At 49.0% G+C, this 16,279-nt stretch carries 13 protein-coding genes; 7 read left to right on the forward strand and 6 right to left on the reverse strand.

Features of this window, described 5'->3' with window-relative positions:
• Nucleotides 1–137 precede the first annotated feature (137 nt).
• The 3 genes from VF685_RS05455 to VF685_RS05465 all read left to right on the forward strand — a co-directional run bounded on the left by VF685_RS05455 (nt 138) and on the right by VF685_RS05465 (nt 4,732).
• Nucleotides 138–1,367, forward strand: coding sequence for an MFS transporter (locus tag VF685_RS05455; protein WP_180088870.1), 1,230 nt, complete (start codon nt 138–140; stop codon nt 1,365–1,367).
• Between the two features lie 118 nt (nt 1,368–1,485).
• The gene (locus tag VF685_RS05460) at nt 1,486–3,885 is read left to right on the forward strand and encodes a YgiQ family radical SAM protein (RefSeq protein WP_286385468.1); all 2,400 of its coding nucleotides are present in this window, start codon (nt 1,486–1,488) and stop codon (nt 3,883–3,885) included.
• 313 nt (nt 3,886–4,198) lie between these two features.
• Nucleotides 4,199–4,732, forward strand: coding sequence for a DUF2726 domain-containing protein (locus tag VF685_RS05465; RefSeq protein WP_242911892.1), 534 nt, complete (start codon nt 4,199–4,201; stop codon nt 4,730–4,732).
• A 38-nt stretch (nt 4,733–4,770) separates the two neighbouring features.
• Here VF685_RS05465 and VF685_RS05470 read toward each other — a convergent pair whose 3' ends face one another.
• The 5 genes from VF685_RS05470 to mdtD all read right to left on the reverse strand — a co-directional run bounded on the left by VF685_RS05470 (nt 4,771) and on the right by mdtD (nt 9,973).
• Complete coding sequence (locus VF685_RS05470; protein ID WP_005181474.1) at nt 4,771–5,124, reverse strand: RidA family protein; 354 nt, start codon at nt 5,122–5,124, stop codon at nt 4,771–4,773.
• A 468-nt stretch (nt 5,125–5,592) separates the two neighbouring features.
• Complete coding sequence (dinB, locus tag VF685_RS05475; protein ID WP_016659727.1) at nt 5,593–6,648, reverse strand: DNA polymerase IV; 1,056 nt, start codon at nt 6,646–6,648, stop codon at nt 5,593–5,595.
• A 9-nt stretch (nt 6,649–6,657) separates the two neighbouring features.
• Complete coding sequence (locus VF685_RS05480; RefSeq protein WP_286385467.1) at nt 6,658–7,671, reverse strand: MBL fold metallo-hydrolase; 1,014 nt, start codon at nt 7,669–7,671, stop codon at nt 6,658–6,660.
• Between the two features lie 49 nt (nt 7,672–7,720).
• Nucleotides 7,721–8,506, reverse strand: coding sequence for a glycoside hydrolase family 25 protein (locus tag VF685_RS05485; protein WP_168400138.1), 786 nt, complete (start codon nt 8,504–8,506; stop codon nt 7,721–7,723).
• A 75-nt stretch (nt 8,507–8,581) separates the two neighbouring features.
• Entirely contained in the window at nt 8,582–9,973 is a 1,392-nt protein-coding gene (gene mdtD / locus VF685_RS05490) for a multidrug transporter subunit MdtD (RefSeq protein WP_005181486.1), read from the reverse strand.
• Between the two features lie 176 nt (nt 9,974–10,149).
• Here mdtD and VF685_RS05495 point away from each other — a divergent pair, with 176 nt between their 5' ends.
• Together VF685_RS05495 and VF685_RS05500 are read left to right on the forward strand one after the other, a co-directional pair.
• On the forward strand, nt 10,150–11,964 hold the full coding sequence (locus VF685_RS05495) for a choice-of-anchor I family protein (protein ID WP_374855266.1): 1,815 nt from the start codon (nt 10,150–10,152) through the stop codon (nt 11,962–11,964).
• Between the two features lie 160 nt (nt 11,965–12,124).
• On the forward strand, nt 12,125–13,090 hold the full coding sequence (locus VF685_RS05500) for a hypothetical protein (RefSeq protein WP_127800452.1): 966 nt from the start codon (nt 12,125–12,127) through the stop codon (nt 13,088–13,090).
• A gap of 78 nt (nt 13,091–13,168) precedes the next feature.
• On the opposite strand, the gene VF685_RS05505 is transcribed toward VF685_RS05500, so the two are convergent.
• The gene (locus tag VF685_RS05505) at nt 13,169–13,789 is read right to left on the reverse strand and encodes a TIGR00730 family Rossman fold protein (RefSeq protein WP_005181508.1); all 621 of its coding nucleotides are present in this window, start codon (nt 13,787–13,789) and stop codon (nt 13,169–13,171) included.
• 336 nt (nt 13,790–14,125) lie between these two features.
• Between VF685_RS05505 and VF685_RS05510 the strand changes: the two genes are divergently transcribed.
• Nucleotides 14,126–15,703, forward strand: coding sequence for a TerC family protein (locus VF685_RS05510; RefSeq protein WP_075167841.1), 1,578 nt, complete (start codon nt 14,126–14,128; stop codon nt 15,701–15,703).
• Between the two features lie 79 nt (nt 15,704–15,782).
• Complete coding sequence (locus tag VF685_RS05515; RefSeq protein WP_005181516.1) at nt 15,783–16,250, forward strand: YchJ family protein; 468 nt, start codon at nt 15,783–15,785, stop codon at nt 16,248–16,250.
• The last annotated feature ends 29 nt before the right edge of the window (nt 16,251–16,279 follow it).

Raw genomic sequence — 16,279 nt, forward strand, 5'->3', positions numbered from 1 at the left:
CAGAAAATTTGTGTGCTTAAGAAAGTAGAATTTATCGAGGGTTCTTCTCTCCGTTTAAACCAGCTTTTAATCGGTTGAAATTGAAGCCCCCAATTTAACCGGAACCGGCGTATACTCATAATATAATTGGAGTGTATATGTCAGATTCCCAAAGCCAGACTCAGCAAATTGAGCACGATTCTCCTCAGTTTAAGGCCATTCTTCTCTCTTTGTTTTTGGCCGGTTTTGCCTCCTTTTCTGCCTTGTACTGTGTTCAACCGATGATGCCGATTCTGGCCCAGTTCTTTCAGGTCAGTCCGACCCAAAGTAGTTTTCCCTTATCTTTTTCGACCTTTGCTTTGGCCGCCGCTCTATTATTTACCGGACTGATTTCAGATCGGGTCGGGCGTAAACAGATTATGGTCGTGGCATTGTTCTCTGCGGCCTTACTGTTAATAGCCAGTGCTTTATTGCCACAGTGGTCATTTTTTCTCAGCACCCGTGTCCTGATTGGCATGGCAGTCAGTGGGGTGGCCGCGGTGGCAATGACCTATATTGGCGAAGAAATTGCGGCCAAAGATGTTGGCTTTGCCATGGGCTTATATATTTCAGGCACCGCAATTGGCGGCATGAGTGGCCGTTTAATTGCCGGAGTCCTGGTGGATTTTATTTCCTGGCAATATGCAACTTTAATCATTGGTGTGATTAACCTGGCGATTGCGATTCTGTTTTACTGGCTGTTGCCCAATTCCCGGAATTTCCAGTCCTATCCAATTCAGTTATCGCGCTTTAAACAGGCCTTTGCCAAAAATCTGGCCGATCCAAAATTAAGAATTCTGTTTCTTCAGGGCTTTATTCTAATGGGATGCTTTGTCTCGGTATTTAACTACATGAGCTATCATCTGCTGGATGCGCCTTTTGCTTTGCCACAAACCTGGATCGGGCTGATTTCTGTGGCCTATCTGGCTGGAATTTACAGTTCACCACGGGCAGCACAGTGGGGACAAAAGTTTGGCCGGGAAAAAGTGTTACCGTTGATGCTGCTGGTGATGTGGGCCAGTCTGGCGCTAATGTTACTGAATCAGCTGGCGGTCGTGTTAGTCGGGCTGCTGATTTTTACCTTTGCTTTTTTTGCAGCGCATTCTCTTTGTAGCAGCTGGGTGACCGTGCAATCATTACAGTATCGGGCGGTGGGTTCATCTTTATATCTGTTCTGCTATTACTTGGGCTCGAGCGTGCTCGGCAGTGGTAGCGGTCTGATCTGGGAGCGCTGGGACTGGCCTGGTTTATTGATCTTTATCGCAAGTCTGCTGTTGTTGGGCCTGATATTGACCCTATATCTGAAAAAATTAAGCAGCACTGCACCCACGGCACAGATGAAAAATTAAAAACTTGATTTTGTATAAATTATAATCAAGCAAGCGACTTGGAATTCATGCTAAAATATTCGGCTTTCATCTTTCGATCTTTTCTGATCTTCCATCTGCCAGCCGAGAATTGCTAGCCATGTCTACTGCTTATACCGCTCAAACCGCGCCGAAAGCGTTGTTTGATTACGACAAATATTGGGCGTCATGTTTTGAACCCGCGCCATTTTTGCCGATGTCACGCGAGGAAATGGACCAACTCGGCTGGGATAGCTGTGACTTTATTCTGGTCTGCGGCGATGCCTATATTGATCATCCATCTTTTGTATCCGGTATTATTGGCCGTGTGCTGGAAGCGCAAGGTTTCCGGGTCGGAATTATCGCGCAGCCTGACTGGACCAATGTCGAGGCCTTTCGTGCCTTAGGTAAACCGAATATTGCCTGGGGCGTCACCGCCGGCAATATGGACTCGATGATCAACCGTTATACCGCGGACCGCAAAATCCGCTCGGATGATGCCTATTCACCAGACAATGTCCCGAACAAACGTCCAGACCGTGCTGCAACCGTGTATTGCCAGCGCTGTCGTGAAGCCTTCCCGGATGTGCCGGTGTTGCTTGGCGGGATCGAAGGTTCACTGCGTCGTATTGCGCATTATGATTACTGGTCAGATAAAGTCCGTCGTTCAATTCTGATGGATTCAAAAGCCGATTTATTGATGTACGGTAATGGCGAGCGTTCCATTATTGAAGTGATGCACCGTCTGGCCAAAGGCGAAAAAATTACCGATATCACCGATGTGCGCGGTACTGCCTTTATCATCAATAAACATAACCGTGCGGCCAAAGCCAAGTTTGTCGAAATCGCCTCCAATGATGTCGATACCATTGGCCGTGTCGATCCGATCATCAACCCCTATGTGATGACCGAAGATATTGATGGCTGTGAAGTTGAAAAAGAAAAGGGTAACAGCTTAAGCCAGTACCAGAATTTCCAAAAAGAAATGGTGGCCAATCCGATTGTCCGTGAAGGCGACAACCTGGATGCCGATACGCAGATTGTTCAGCTGCAACCGGCCTCAAAAGCCATTAAGCATAAACTGCCACCACGTGAACTGGCGGTTATTCGTTTGCCATCTTTTGAAGACGTGGCTAATGATCCGGTGCTATATGCACATGCCAACCGTATTCTGCATTTGGAAACTAACCCGGGCAACGCACGTGCTTTGGTGCAAAAACACGGCGAGCGTGATGTCTGGATTAATCCACCACCAATTCCATTGACCACTGAAGAAATGGATTATGTGTTTGACCTGCCATATGCACGTCTGCCACATCCAGCTTATGGCGATGCACGTTTCCCGGCGTTCGACATGATCAAGTTCTCGGTGAACATCATGCGTGGCTGTTTTGGGGGCTGTACGTTCTGTTCGATTACCGAACATGAAGGCCGCATCATCCAGAACCGTTCGGAAGAGTCGATTCTACGTGAAGTGGAAAAAATCCGTGATACCGCACCGGGCTTTACCGGGATTATCTCGGACTTAGGTGGTCCAACCGCTAACATGTACCGCTTGCACTGTAAAGATCCGGAAATTGAAAAGAACTGCCGTAAGCCGTCCTGTGTATTCCCAGGCGTGTGTCAGAACCTGCATACCGATCATGCACCACTGACCCAGCTATACCGTAAAGCACGTGCGATTAAAGGCATTAAAAAGATTTTGATTGGTTCCGGTCTGCGTTATGACCTGGCGGTACTGAATCCGGAATATGTGCGTGAACTGGTGACCCACCACGTTGGGGGTTATCTGAAGATTGCACCGGAACATACCGAAAAAGGTCCGTTATCGAAGATGATGAAGCCCGGTATTGGTACCTATGACCGCTTCAAGCAAATGTTTGATCGTTTCAGCAAGGAAGCCGGCAAGGAACAGTATCTGATTCCGTATTTCATCGCGGCGCATCCGGGCACCACCGACTACGACATGATGAACCTGGCGATCTGGCTGAAAAAGAATGGTTTCCGTGCCGATCAGGTACAGACCTTCTATCCATCGCCAATGGCCACCGCCACCACCATGTATTACACCGGTAAAAACCCGCTGGCCAAAGTGGCGCGTTATACCGAAGATGTCGATATTGTGAAAGGAGAGAAACGTCGTCGTCTGCACAAAGCCTTCTTGCGTTACCATGATCCAAACAACTGGCCATTGTTACGTGAGGCTTTAAAAGAGATGGGCCGTGCCGATTTGATTGGCAATTCCAAGCAGCATCTGATTCCAACCTATCAGCCGCAAGGTATGGAAGGGCAGTACCAGTCAGCGCGTAAGAAAAACTCGACCCAGGCCGGAGATTCACAGAAACGTACCGGTCAGCATGGCAACCGTGGCCAAGGGCAAAATCAGGGTCAGTCGAATCGTCCGAAAAAAGGCCAGATGTTGACCCAGCATACCGGTTTGCCTCCACGTGAAACCGGCGAAAAACGTCCATTTGGCGGTGCAAAGGCCAAAGGTAAGTCTAAGCCAAAATCTCGTGCTTAAATCAGGAAAGGACGCCAAGTGCGTCCTTTTTCTGGTTCACATTTTGTCGGATTTGTCAGACAATCGGTTTGAAAAGAATTGTGAAGCTCATAAAAGTTGGTATACATTAGCTTGAGGAAAAACAAGGAGATGGTTTTTCCTGGAAACTTGCTCTGCAACAGACTGTCAGTGTTTATGCATCTTTCGTCAGCATTGCTTTAAGTTTCTTAAATTTAACCTATTTATAATAAGCAAAACGTTATACTTGTATTTGAAAAATAATCGGTGAGATACCGAATAAATTATAAGAATAGAGTATTAAAGGATTAACCTCATGACTGTTTATATTATTCTCGCAAGTCTTATTCTGGCAGGGTTGCTGATCATGGCAGCCAGGCATGCCATTCAGGCCAAACGCCAGACCGACAGTACCCTGAAACGCCGCGCTATTTTCAGTTTGAATGAGCAGCTGACCTATACCCGGCTGAAAGAAATTTTACCGACCCATACCGTGCTGACCCATGTGTCTTTTGATGCGCTACTGACCACCAAACTGCCGCGTACCCGCAATAAATACCGCAATATGGTGGCGGACTTTGTGGTGCTGGATGATGCTTATCAGGTACTGGCCGTGATTACCCTGGATGATACCCTGACCTTAAAACGTCAGCATATTCAGTATCAGAATGAATTGCTGCGGATGGCCGGTTATACCGTAATCAGCTTTGATCAGGTGCCGGAATATAAGCAGTTGCGTGAAGAATTTGGGTTACTGGAGGGCGCTGAAAATCTGGAGGCGCTTGATCTGCCAAAAAAGAAATTGGCGTTCTATCCGGCCTCAGCGCGCAGAATGGGCGCGTTGGGTTGAAAAAAAGCATCTAAACAGATGCTTTTTATCTCAAATTTTTATGGTTTAACCGCGACCACAGTCATTTCAACCAGGACTTCGGGCTGATACAGCTTGGCTTCCACACAGGTGCGGGGCAGCGCTTCAATATCGGCGACCCAGGCATCCCAGATTTCATTCATGGCAGCATAGTCCTGCTCGATATCTTTTAAGAAAATCATGACCGACATGATATGACTTTTATCGGTGCCGGCTTCAGCCAGTAAACGGTCAATTATCTCAAGGGTCTGGCGGGTCTGACCGCGAATATCCAGGCTGGTGTCTTCTGCCAGCTGGCCGGCCAAATGCACCAGATGGCCTGAAATGGCAATTTCTGAATAGCGCTGTGCGACATGTAAACGTTGTACGGTCATAACAAAATCCTGTAGATGGGCAAGCAGCACCTCGGCTGCTCTGGCAATGTGACTATATTGCCATGAAGCGCCAGTACAGAACACCAGCGCTGCCGGAGTTGGTACGGAAATCCATCAATCTTGTGGCGATTTTGATTTGAAAAATGGGAATTTTAGGACGCAAAAAGCCGGTGATCTGAAGGGAATAGATCGGGATAATGCGATAGAAAATCAGATAAAAAGAAGCAGGTTACAGCAAGGCGGGAGACGATACAGCCATCCATGGGAACGTCAGAGTTGTCCTGTAATATTCGGATAGATCATCACGCCAATCACAGGACAGCATGCTGAAAGTAAAGGTGATTTTCAGCATCTCAGCACATACATGGATAAATGTATTGCGCAGATAGATTACTCTAATTTTGCCCATTGTGAAGCGCATTTTGTATCATTTTTATTCTTTTGATCAATTCCTGCACAATTTTAAGCCTAAAGTAGGCTGAGCTGTGGCTGCTGGGCTGGTGAGGACAGTTGATAAACTCCCACGCCAATTAACCGGAACTTTTCTTGGGGCGAAATATGCATTTCCTCAATTAATAGCTGTAACGCCTGTGCCAGCTGCTGCGGATGAGTAAAAATATGCTGAAAGCTTTTGCTGTGCTGTAACACCTGAAAGTTTTTCAGTTTCAGTTTGACTGACACGCCGCGGGCACAGAGCTGCTTTTTTTCCAGACTGGCCCAGACCTGTTGCAGCAGCTGTGGCCAGTAGGGCGTGCATTGGCTGAGGACATAATCATCATCAAAGGTGATTTCTTTGGAAATCTGCTGGCGTTTGCGTTCGGCCTGAACGGGGCGCTCATCAATGCCTTGTGCATATAAAAACAGGCGTTTGCCATATTTACCAAAACGTTGAATCAGCAGGCCTTCTTCGACCTGTTGCAGATCGCCCAAGGTTTCCAGACCCAAGGCCTTCAGCTTTTCCTGCATGACCTTGCCCACGCCCGGAATTTTCTTTAAGGGTAAATCCTGAATAAAGGTCTGCACCTGCGAAGGCTTGATCACGCAGAGGCCATTCGGTTTATGCCAGTCCGAGGCAATTTTGGCCAGAAATTTATTGGGTGCCACGCCGGCAGATGCAGTCAGGCCGGTGGTCTGAAAAATATCTTCGCGGATGCGCATTGCCACTTCTGTGGCGCTGGGGAGTTGCTGCAGGTTTTCGCTAACATCCAGATAGGCTTCATCGAGCGACAGCGGTTCAATGATTGCAGTATATTTTTGAAAAATTTGATGGATTTGTGCCGACACTTCCCGGTACTTCTGGAAATTCGGTTCCAGTACAATCACCTGCGGGCACAGTTTCCGGCCCTGACTCATTGACATGGCCGAGCGCAGCCCAAACACCCGCGCCGGGTAGGACGCGGCCACAATCACTGCACGCGGATGATGTGATGCCACCACCACCGGCAGATGTTGTAACTCTGGACGCTCTTTTAGCTCGACCGAGGCATAGAACGCATCCATATCAATATGAATGATTTTTCTCATGGCACCATCTTAACGCGCGACATCCGTGGCTGTCATTAGCGGATAAGCATACGGTTGATCGAGCAGCAGCACTTGGGTCTGTTGTTGTGCTGCGGCCTTGATCACGGTATTCAGACTCTTCGGGGTATTATCGGCCAGATGTGGTAAAAACTGTAGCGGCTGTTCTGGCGGCTGGAAAAAATCATCCCAATGGATGGGAATCAGCACCTTGGGTTTTAGGTGCTGCAAGGTTTCTGCCAGATACTGCTGCTGATACTGTTCCGGTTGCCTGGACAGCTGGGCAATGCCCAGAAACAGATGATCGACCTGTAGCTGTTTGAGCTGTTCGGGAATAAAACCGGTGCTGGCCTTGACCAGACTTTTATGACCTTCATATTCAATCAGATAGTCAAAGCTATGGCCTTCTTTAAACTCCGAAAACCGTGCCGGCAGGCTCAGTGGCTGCTGGATTTCCTCACCCAGATCATTATTCACTGCAGTTGGCGGAGTATGCTGGGACGGGAAAGCGGTGACAGTAAAGTTGCCAATCTGCATCGGTTGTAAAGGTACCAGCTGCTGTAACTGGCTTTCGGGCAAGTGAGCACCACGGGCAATATTCAGCGTGCTTCGGGAACCAATAATTTTAGCCTGCGGCAGCAATTGGCCAAGTAGAGGGACATCCAGCGCATGGTCATAATGCGAGTGTGTCACCAGAATGGCTTGCGTTCGTTGCAATTGATGGAGCTCAATCGCATGTTCAATTACGATTGGCTGGCTGTTAATTTGACCAAACATCAGCTGACTCAGACTCGGCCGGCTAAAGAAGCCATCAATCAACAGCTGTTGCTGGCCATCATCAAACAGTAAGGTCGATACGCCAAAGAATTTGACCGTGTAGCCCGCTGGTGCGGTTGCTGCCGGCTGATACAGCCACGGCTGGAAATCCTGCACTTTTCCGGAGGGCTGCAGTATATAGATGATGGGTGCAATCAGCAGTAACATCAGGCCAAGCAGACCTGACAAAATCTTGTATTTCAGTGTCATTCGCACAATATTCCTGTCAGCTTTTATTTTTATCTTGTTGGTATGAGTATTAAGGGATTGTATCCACGCTATTTTTAGATGGTTCCACAATCTGGTTGGCCTTAAGAAACTGTTGCCAGTCCTGTTCATCGCCATAAAAGGCATTCAGATCGACCGGAGTGGCAATGCCGGGAATCTGGCCACGATTGCTATATTGCCAGAACAGCCAGTCGGGATTGCCACTTAAGGCCGGTTTGCCTTGATATTCGCGTACCCACAGCGGCACCTGCGGGAACTGATTGACCAGTACAATATTATAAAAATTCCTGGAAATGTAAAAAATCGGCTGTTTGCCATAGTGCTGTTGCAGCGCGTCATGCATCACCCCAATTTCATGCAGCAACTGTTCCCGGGTATAGGTGTTGATGCAGTTGCTGTCGTATTCCAGATCAATCACCGGTGGCAAGCTGTTGGCCTGTTTCGGAACGCTGTCGATAAAATTCTGTGCCTGCACCTGACCATCACGACACAGCCGATAAAAATGATAGGCGCCGACCAGAAAGCCCTGTTCATGCGCGGCCAGCCAGTTGTCCTGAAATTTACGGTCTTTAAAATCGCCGCCTTCAGTGGCTTTTAAATAGACGAAACGGTATTTTTCCGGCGAAATCCTGTGCCAGTCAATCTGCTGCTGATGATGCGAAACATCAAAGCCCTGAATCGGATAGTCCTGTGCGGTGGCTGGCCGGGTATGCAGCACGCCCCAATACAGCAAGGCCGCCATCAGCACCACGCCGCAGATGGCAACCGCAGCATAGGTCAGGGGCTGGACAGAACGGCGGGCAGGGTGTGCAGACATAGGCAAGGTAGATCTTCAGGATTCAATTTTGATCATAACGCGAAGCCTGCACGGCGGCTAGCATTCCACGCGGCTTTAGACCGGGGTGTTTTTCGGAATTTTCCAGAAAATCATTGCAGCCAGCAGGTTGATACTGCCCAGACAGATCAGGCTGGCATGAAAGGCTGCGACCACCTGTTCCGGTCCCCAATAGGCACTAAACAGGTTGACCAGCGTTCCGGCCAAGGCCACGCCAATACTCATGGACAGCATCATGATCATCGACAGGAAGCTGTTGCCGCTGCTGGCATCCTGCTGCGGCAAATCTTTTAGGGTCAGGGTGTTCATGGACACAAACTGCAGTGAATTAAGCAGACCAAAAATAAAGAAATGCAGCGCACGTAGCCAGATGGGTGTGTCGGCCGTGGTCAGGGCAAAACTGGCGATACAGGCCCCGACCAGCAAGGTATTGGTGATAAGTACCTGACGATAACCAAAGCGCTGAATCAGCTGGCGGATAATCGGTTTTGAGGCCAGCGAACCGAGTACAGTCGGAATCATCATCAGGCCGGTCACAAAGGGCTCAAAGCCAAAGGCCAGTTGCAGCATCAGCGGCAGTAAAAAGGGAATTGAATTGCCGGCCAGCCGGGCAATCGAGTTACCGAGAATCCCGATTGCATAAATCCGGTGCCGGAACAGCTTGCTGCGAAACAGGGCATTCTGATGGGTATGCGCATGATAGGCATACAGGCCGGCACTCAGCAGACCGAGCAGAACCAGCGCAATGCTCCACCACAGCGAGTACAGCGGACTAGCCACATTTTCAATACCCAGTGACAGCCCGACCATGGCAATCAATAACAGGATAAATCCCCAGAAATCAAATTGCGGCACGCTCGGCTCGGTAATATTTGGCATGGCTTTAAAAGTAATCAAGACCCCTAAAATGCCAATCGGCAGATTGATTAGAAAAATCCAGTGCCATGAGGCGACTTCCACCAGCCAGCCGCCCAAAGTAGGTCCAATTAAGGGGCCGATCAGACCGGCCAGACTCATCAGGCTCATGGCCGATAAAAACTGGGTGCGGGGAATGATTTTTAGCATCGCCAGACGACCAACTGGCAATAAGAACGCGCCGCCAATGCCTTGCAGTACCCGGTAAAACAGCAGTTCATTCAGGCTGCTGGCATAGGCACAGCCAATAGAGGCCAGGGTGAAAATCACAATGGCGGAAAAATAGGTGTTGCGCACGCCAAAACGGTCGGCCAGCCAGCCACTCAAGGGAATGCAGGCCGCCACTGACAACACATAAGCCACCACCACGCTGTGCATTCGCAGTGGATCTTCCTGCAAATTCTCGGCAATGGCCGGCAACGCGGTGTTGATGATGGTGGTATCCAGGCCCTGCATAAAAAAGCCAATCGACACCAGCAGCACCAACAATCTGAATTCGGGTTGCAGGGCTTGATGGGTTGGCGTGGCAGTCATAATTAGCGGGCATGGTGGAATTTTGCCTAGTGTAAAACAATCTGGCGCGGATGTCGTATCTAAAGCGTTGCCGCGTGACGGCCTGACCCTGTCAGAAAACTGCAATCAAAACGTCATGGCACTGCAACCGGATGTTTATAAATTGTTCATATTCTAAACACTATCAAATTAAACCTATGAAATTACAATTGAAATCACTTTGGGTGGCCATGTTGGCCGTGGGAATGGCAGCGTGTAACAGTGATGATGATCAGGTCAGCCCCACACCGGTCGATCCAACCCCCAATACCATTGAACTGAGCAAAATCGGGGCCTATCAGTCCGGCATTTTTGCAGAAAGTGCCGCAGAAATTCCGGCCTATGATGCCGCCAGCAAACGTCTGTTTGTGGTCAATGCGCAGGCCGGGGTGCTGGATGTACTCGATTTAAGCCAGCCAAATCAGCCGGTTAAAATTGCCGAGATTCAGGTCCATGATATTGCCGAAGGTGCAGAAGTAAATAGTGTCGCGGTGCATAACGGTATTGTGGCAATTGCGATTCAGGCTGCCGTCAAAACCGATCCGGGTTATGTGGCGCTGTATCAGGCCAAAGATCTGAGCAAACTGGCGCATGTGCAGGTCGGTGCCTTACCGGATATGCTGACTTTTAGCCCGGATGGTCAAACCCTGCTGGTGGCCAATGAAGGTGAGCCATCTGATGATTATCAGGTTGATCCGGAAGGTTCAATTTCCGTGATTCAGCTGAGTAATTTAACAGCGCCTGTGGTCCGCACTGCAGACTTTAAAGCCTTTAATGGACAGGAAGCGGCGCTGCGTGCCCAGGGCGTGCGTATTTTCGGGCCAAATGCGACCGCGGCGCAGGATTTTGAACCGGAATATATTACGGTATCGCAAGATGGCAAAACGGCTTGGGCTGCATTGCAGGAAAACAATGCGCTGGCCAAAATTGATGTGGTCAATGCCAAAGTACTGGCGGTGTATCCATTGGGCTTTAAAGACCATGGTCTGGACGGCAATGGCATGGATGTCAGCGATGCCGATGGTGTTGATGGAACGGGCAGTATTAAGATCCAGACCTGGGCCAATGTGCGCGGTCTGTATATGCCAGATGCAATTGCCAGCTTTGATGTGGCCGGCAAAACCTATATTGTGACCGCCAATGAAGGCGATGCGCGCGCCTGGGGCGAAGACACACCAGAATATTTTAATAACGACACCAGCAAAGGTTTTGTAGAAGAATGGCGAGTGAAACATCTGGTACATGCCGATGGCTTTGCCCGCCGTTTAGGCGATGATTTACCGGCACACTTAAGCCAGCTGGCCAAAGGTGCCGAGCTGAATCCGGACAATTTTGGTTACTGCGGTGCCACGGCAGGCAATGCCGGTGACTGCCGTAAAGATCATCTGCTGGGTCGTCTGAATATTACCTGGACTGAAGGCTACCAGAAAAATGCCGATGGTACGCCAAAGCTGAATGAACGCGGCAATCTGGTATATGACCATCTTTATAGTTTTGGTGCACGCTCGGTCAGTATCTGGACAGAAAATAGCGCGCAAAACGGTCTGGAACGGGTCTGGGATTCAGGGGATGATTTTGAGCAGTACATTGCCGAGAATCATCCGGAAATTTTCAATGCCAACCATGAAGAAGCAGGCATGGATAACCGCAGTGACAACAAAGGCCCTGAACCTGAAGGCGTGACGCTGGGCCAGATTGGCAGCAAAACCTTTGCCTTTATTGGTCTGGAACGTGCTGGCGGGGTGATGGTCTATGATGTATCGACTCCATCTGCACCAAGTTTTGTGCAGTATCTGAATAGCCGTGAGATGAACGCGAGCACTGAACAAATTGAGCTGGGGCAGGCCGGTGATTTAGGCCCGGAAGGTCTGGTCTTTATTGAGGCAAAGGACTCGCCTAATGGCCAGCCATTACTGGTGGTGGGCAATGAAGTCAGCGGCAGCACCGCGGTATATCAGCTGAACCTGAAATAAGTGAGCAAAAAAGAGAAAGGGCACTACGGTGCTCTTTTTTTATTTTAAATTTTTATTGTCACTAAAATGTCATAGAACTGAAATAGTATTGTCATCATTTTAAGCTAATGCCAGCCCGATAGGGGGTGGTGTTCCCTTTTTGAACATAGGCTTTGTTCTTATGACAATTGAACTTTTAATGGTAATCGGCTTCTGTTTGGCGGCCTATTCTATTGTCGGAAATGATGTACCTCAAACCTTAGGGACTTTTATTTCTTCTAACTCCCATCGTCCTTGGTGGGTACTGTGGGTGTATATCAGCAGTATCCTGGTTGTGGTCTTGGTCTATGGCTGGTATGCATCGGGCGTCGGTGATGCCTCTTATGGGCGACTGGAAACCATTCCGTTCCCTGAAGGCGGAATTACCTGGCTGTATATTGTGCCGCCGGTTTTACTGTTGCTACTGACCAAATATGGTATTCCGGTCAGTACCACCTTCTTGGTGTTGACCATCTTCTCTCCTGCGAGCTTGGGCTCGATGATGGTCAAATCCATGATGGGCTATGCCGTGGCCTTCCTGGCGGCGCTGATCATCTATCGTTTTGTGGCCAACAAAATGACGGTGTACTTCAACCAGACCAAAGATCAGGAACATTCGACCAAATGGGTGATTCTACAATGGTTATCTACCGGTTTCCTGTGGAGCCAGTGGCTGATTCAGGATCTGGCCAACATCTTCGTGTATGTGCCGCGTCAGGTACCGTTTGAATTCCTGATGTTTGCCATTACGGTCTTTGTGATCTTGCTGGGGGTTATTCTGTACCAGCGTGGTGGTGCCATCCAGAAGATTGTCGATACCAAAACCGATGTTACCGATGTACGTGCTGCGACCATCGTGGACTTTATCTATGCAATGATCCTGCTGGTTTTCAAAGAGTGGAGCAATATCCCGATGAGTACCACCTGGGTATTCCTGGGTCTGTTGGCCGGTCGTGAATTTGCCATCTCAATGATTGTGAACGGGGTCAGCAAATACCGTACCTCACGCAATGTCAGCAAAGATGCGATGAAACTGATGTTTGGTCTGGCCATGTCGGTATTCCTGGCGACCACTTTGCCATGGTTCTATAACCTGATTTCAGGCTAAGCATGGACTGAACATCAAGTACAAAAAAAGCGAGCTTCGGCTCGCTTTTTTCTTTCTGGACTTTTGGGTTCAAGCGCTTTAAATGGCAACGTGCTGTGGGGCATCCAGATTATGTAATGCAGTCAGGATTTCATCGGCATGATTGCAGATAATCAGCTTGGCGCGGTGCTGCGGCGGCAGGAAGCCTTCAGTCACGGCATGGTCAAGTTGGGCAATTAGCGCATTATAGAAGCCATTGACGTTATAGAGCATCATCGGTTTTTGATGCTGGTTCAACTGGCCCCAGGTGGCAATTTCCAGAATTTCCTCAAAGGTGCCCAGTCCGCCCGGCAAGGCCACAAAGGCGCTGGCACGTTCGGCCATGAGGGCTTTACGTTCATGCATGCTGTGTACAATATGCAATTCGGTCAGACGATGATGGGCAATTTCATAATCCAGCATAAATTCCGGAATCACACCTACAGTTTCACCACCGTGATCAACCACGGCATCGGCGACCTGACCCATTAAACCGATACTGGCGCCGCCATAGACCAGACCAAAGCCATTTTCCGCCAGACGGCGTGCCAGTGCCACGGCCTTTTCCTGATAGACCGGTTTATTTCCAGAACGTGAGCCGCAATATAAAGCAATTAAAGGTTGTGTTGTTTTAGGAGAAGGATGTTTTAAATTATCAGTCATTTTTACTACGCTATTCATGATTCTTGTTTCACCTTAACATGTTCTTTTTGTCTGCTCTAGCTTATGCAAAAAATATGACAAACAATGCCAGCGCCGTGCAGTGTGATTGCAAAGAATTGTTAAAGCATGCAGCACAACCGTGACCAGGCCAAAAAAAGAGTGATTCTGGCGCCAATCTTTTCTATACTGAAATCGTGTTTGACAACAATAGAACCGTCATGGGTAGTGGACACTATTGCACCATACAACAACAGCCGCTTTTAATCTCTTTTCTTTTCCCTTTCATTCCCCAGGTTTTGAAACAGCCGGCCTTGGCTGTCGCACAGCCAAAACGATACTCGTGGAGCATCGCCCATGATTTTTGAATGGATGTCTGATCCAGCCGCATGGGTGGGTTTGCTGACCCTGATTATTCTGGAAATTGTGCTGGGTATTGATAACCTGGTGTTTATTGCCATTCTGGCTGAAAAATTGCCGCCAGAACAGCGTAATGCCGCGCGGGTGGTCGGGCTGATTCTGGCTTTAGGCATGCGCCTGATTCTGCTGGCTTCAATTGCTTGGGTGGTCACCCTGACCAATCCGCTGTTCCATATTTTTGATCATCCGTTTTCGGGTCGTGATCTGATCTTGCTGTTTGGTGGGGTGTTCCTGCTGTTTAAAGGCACCATGGAGCTGCGTGAGCGTATTGAAGGCAAGCCGCAGCTGAAAGAAGAAAATCCGGTACACGCCACTTTCTGGATGGTGATTGTGCAGATTGTGGTGCTGGATGCGGTGTTCTCGCTCGACAGTGTGATTACCGCGGTCGGCATGGTCAAAGAGCTGTCGGTGATGATGATCGCGGTGACCATTGCCATCGGTATTATGCTTTGGGCCTCTAAACCGCTGATGGATTTTGTCAACAAACATCCAACTGTGGTTATTCTGTGCCTGTGCTTCCTGATGATGATCGGTTTCTCGCTGGTGGTGGAAGGTTTTGGTTATCACATTCCAAAAGGCTATTTATATGCCGCGATTGGTTTCTCGGTGATGATCGAGTTCCTGAACCAAGCCATGCGCAAAAATCAGGAAAAAATGGTCACCACCACCGACCTGCGTTATCGTACCGCTTCTGCGGTGATGCGGATGCTCGGCGGCAAACCGAACGGGCCGGAACCGGAGCATCCAAGTCCGGAAGAAGTGCTGGCGACACGTGCTTTTGCCGATGAAGTCTTTGCCGAAGAGAACAGCGTTTACCATACCGTGATGGTGCAGGGCGTACTCAGTCTGGCCGAGCGTCCGGTAAAATCGGTGATGACCCCGCGACCGGAACTGGAATGGCTGGATTTAGATGAAGACCAGGACAGCATTCAGGCCCAGCTGATGAATACCTCGCATTCACGTTTAATTGTGGTACATGGCGAGCTGGACAATATTGCCGGGGTGGTGCTGACCCATAAGGTTATGAATGAATTTATTGAAACCGGCGTACTGAATTTTGAAAAACATCTGCGCGAACCGGTGATTGTGCATGAAAATGCACAGGTGTTGATGGTGATGGAACAGCTGCGTCAGGCGCCGCTGCAAATGGCAATTGTACTGAATGAATATGGCTCGATTGAAGGTGTGGTCACCCCGATTGATGTACTGGAAGCCATTGCCGGTGAATTCCCGGATGAAGATACCCTCGACGCGGTTGCAGAAACCCTGGAAGATGGCAGCCTGATGCTGGATGGCTCGACCGATATCCGCCATGTCTCGTTATTGCTCGGTCGTGATCTGGTCAACGAGCTGGAAGAATATTCGACCCTGTCGGGTTATATCCTGTTCCATCTCGGCCGTTTGCCGGAAAATGGCCAACGTCTGCTGGCCGATGATCATATTTTTGAAGTGGTCACCATGGACGGGCATAAAATCGAGAAGGTGCATGTGCTGCCACAGCCGCCAGCCGAGTAGCACTCAGAATATTCCTGTTTTCCGATTCAGTTCCGTTAAAATAGCCTGCATTGTCAGGCTATTTTTTTGGAAAATATTTATGTCAGAACAGCCTTGTCCTTGTGGCGCTGGGTTTTATCACAGTTGTTGCCAGCCTTTGCATTTAGGTCAGCAGCAGGCCCAAACTGCCGCTCAGCTAATGCGTTCACGCTATAGTGCCTTTGCCTTGCAGCAGATTGATTATATTGTCAAAACCACCGCACTTGGTCAGCAGCAGGCTCTGGATGTGGCCGCTATTCGGGACTGGAGCAGCGCCAACCAGTGGTTAAAACTGGAAATCGTAAGTGCTCAGGAAAAGCTGGACAAAAGCCATGCCCAGGTCGAATTCAAGGCCTATTATCAGGATGGCAACCAGCCGCAGATACATCATGAAGTGTCGCATTTCGTCAAACATCAGGGTGTGTGGTATTTTCTTGATCCGACCACCGATCAGCAGATCACCATGAAACAGCCCTGTATCTGCGGTTCGGGCAAGAAATTTAAGCAATGTTGTGCACAATTTTTATAACATTTGCCGTATTTTCGCTTATGATAACG

This window comes from Acinetobacter sp. Brlt_5 (assembly GCF_051949055.1).
Classification (GTDB): domain Bacteria; phylum Pseudomonadota; class Gammaproteobacteria; order Pseudomonadales; family Moraxellaceae; genus Acinetobacter; species Acinetobacter indicus.

What these genes read in the sequence shown, in the direction of transcription:
- VF685_RS05455 (WP_180088870.1), top strand. Translation starts at nt 138, where the DNA reads ATGTCAGATTCCCAAAGCCAGACTCAGCAAATTGAGCACGATTCTCCT.
- VF685_RS05460 (WP_286385468.1), top strand. Translation starts at nt 1,486, where the DNA reads ATGTCTACTGCTTATACCGCTCAAACCGCGCCGAAAGCGTTGTTTGAT.
- VF685_RS05465 (WP_242911892.1), top strand. Translation starts at nt 4,199, where the DNA reads ATGACTGTTTATATTATTCTCGCAAGTCTTATTCTGGCAGGGTTGCTG.
- VF685_RS05470 (WP_005181474.1), bottom strand. Translation starts at nt 5,124, where the DNA reads ATGACCGTACAACGTTTACATGTCGCACAGCGCTATTCAGAAATTGCC.
- dinB (WP_016659727.1), bottom strand. Translation starts at nt 6,648, where the DNA reads ATGAGAAAAATCATTCATATTGATATGGATGCGTTCTATGCCTCGGTC.
- VF685_RS05480 (WP_286385467.1), bottom strand. Translation starts at nt 7,671, where the DNA reads ATGACACTGAAATACAAGATTTTGTCAGGTCTGCTTGGCCTGATGTTA.
- VF685_RS05485 (WP_168400138.1), bottom strand. Translation starts at nt 8,506, where the DNA reads ATGTCTGCACACCCTGCCCGCCGTTCTGTCCAGCCCCTGACCTATGCT.
- mdtD (WP_005181486.1), bottom strand. Translation starts at nt 9,973, where the DNA reads ATGACTGCCACGCCAACCCATCAAGCCCTGCAACCCGAATTCAGATTG.
- VF685_RS05495 (WP_374855266.1), top strand. Translation starts at nt 10,150, where the DNA reads ATGAAATTACAATTGAAATCACTTTGGGTGGCCATGTTGGCCGTGGGA.
- VF685_RS05500 (WP_127800452.1), top strand. Translation starts at nt 12,125, where the DNA reads ATGACAATTGAACTTTTAATGGTAATCGGCTTCTGTTTGGCGGCCTAT.
- VF685_RS05505 (WP_005181508.1), bottom strand. Translation starts at nt 13,789, where the DNA reads ATGAATAGCGTAGTAAAAATGACTGATAATTTAAAACATCCTTCTCCT.
- VF685_RS05510 (WP_075167841.1), top strand. Translation starts at nt 14,126, where the DNA reads ATGATTTTTGAATGGATGTCTGATCCAGCCGCATGGGTGGGTTTGCTG.
- VF685_RS05515 (WP_005181516.1), top strand. Translation starts at nt 15,783, where the DNA reads ATGTCAGAACAGCCTTGTCCTTGTGGCGCTGGGTTTTATCACAGTTGT.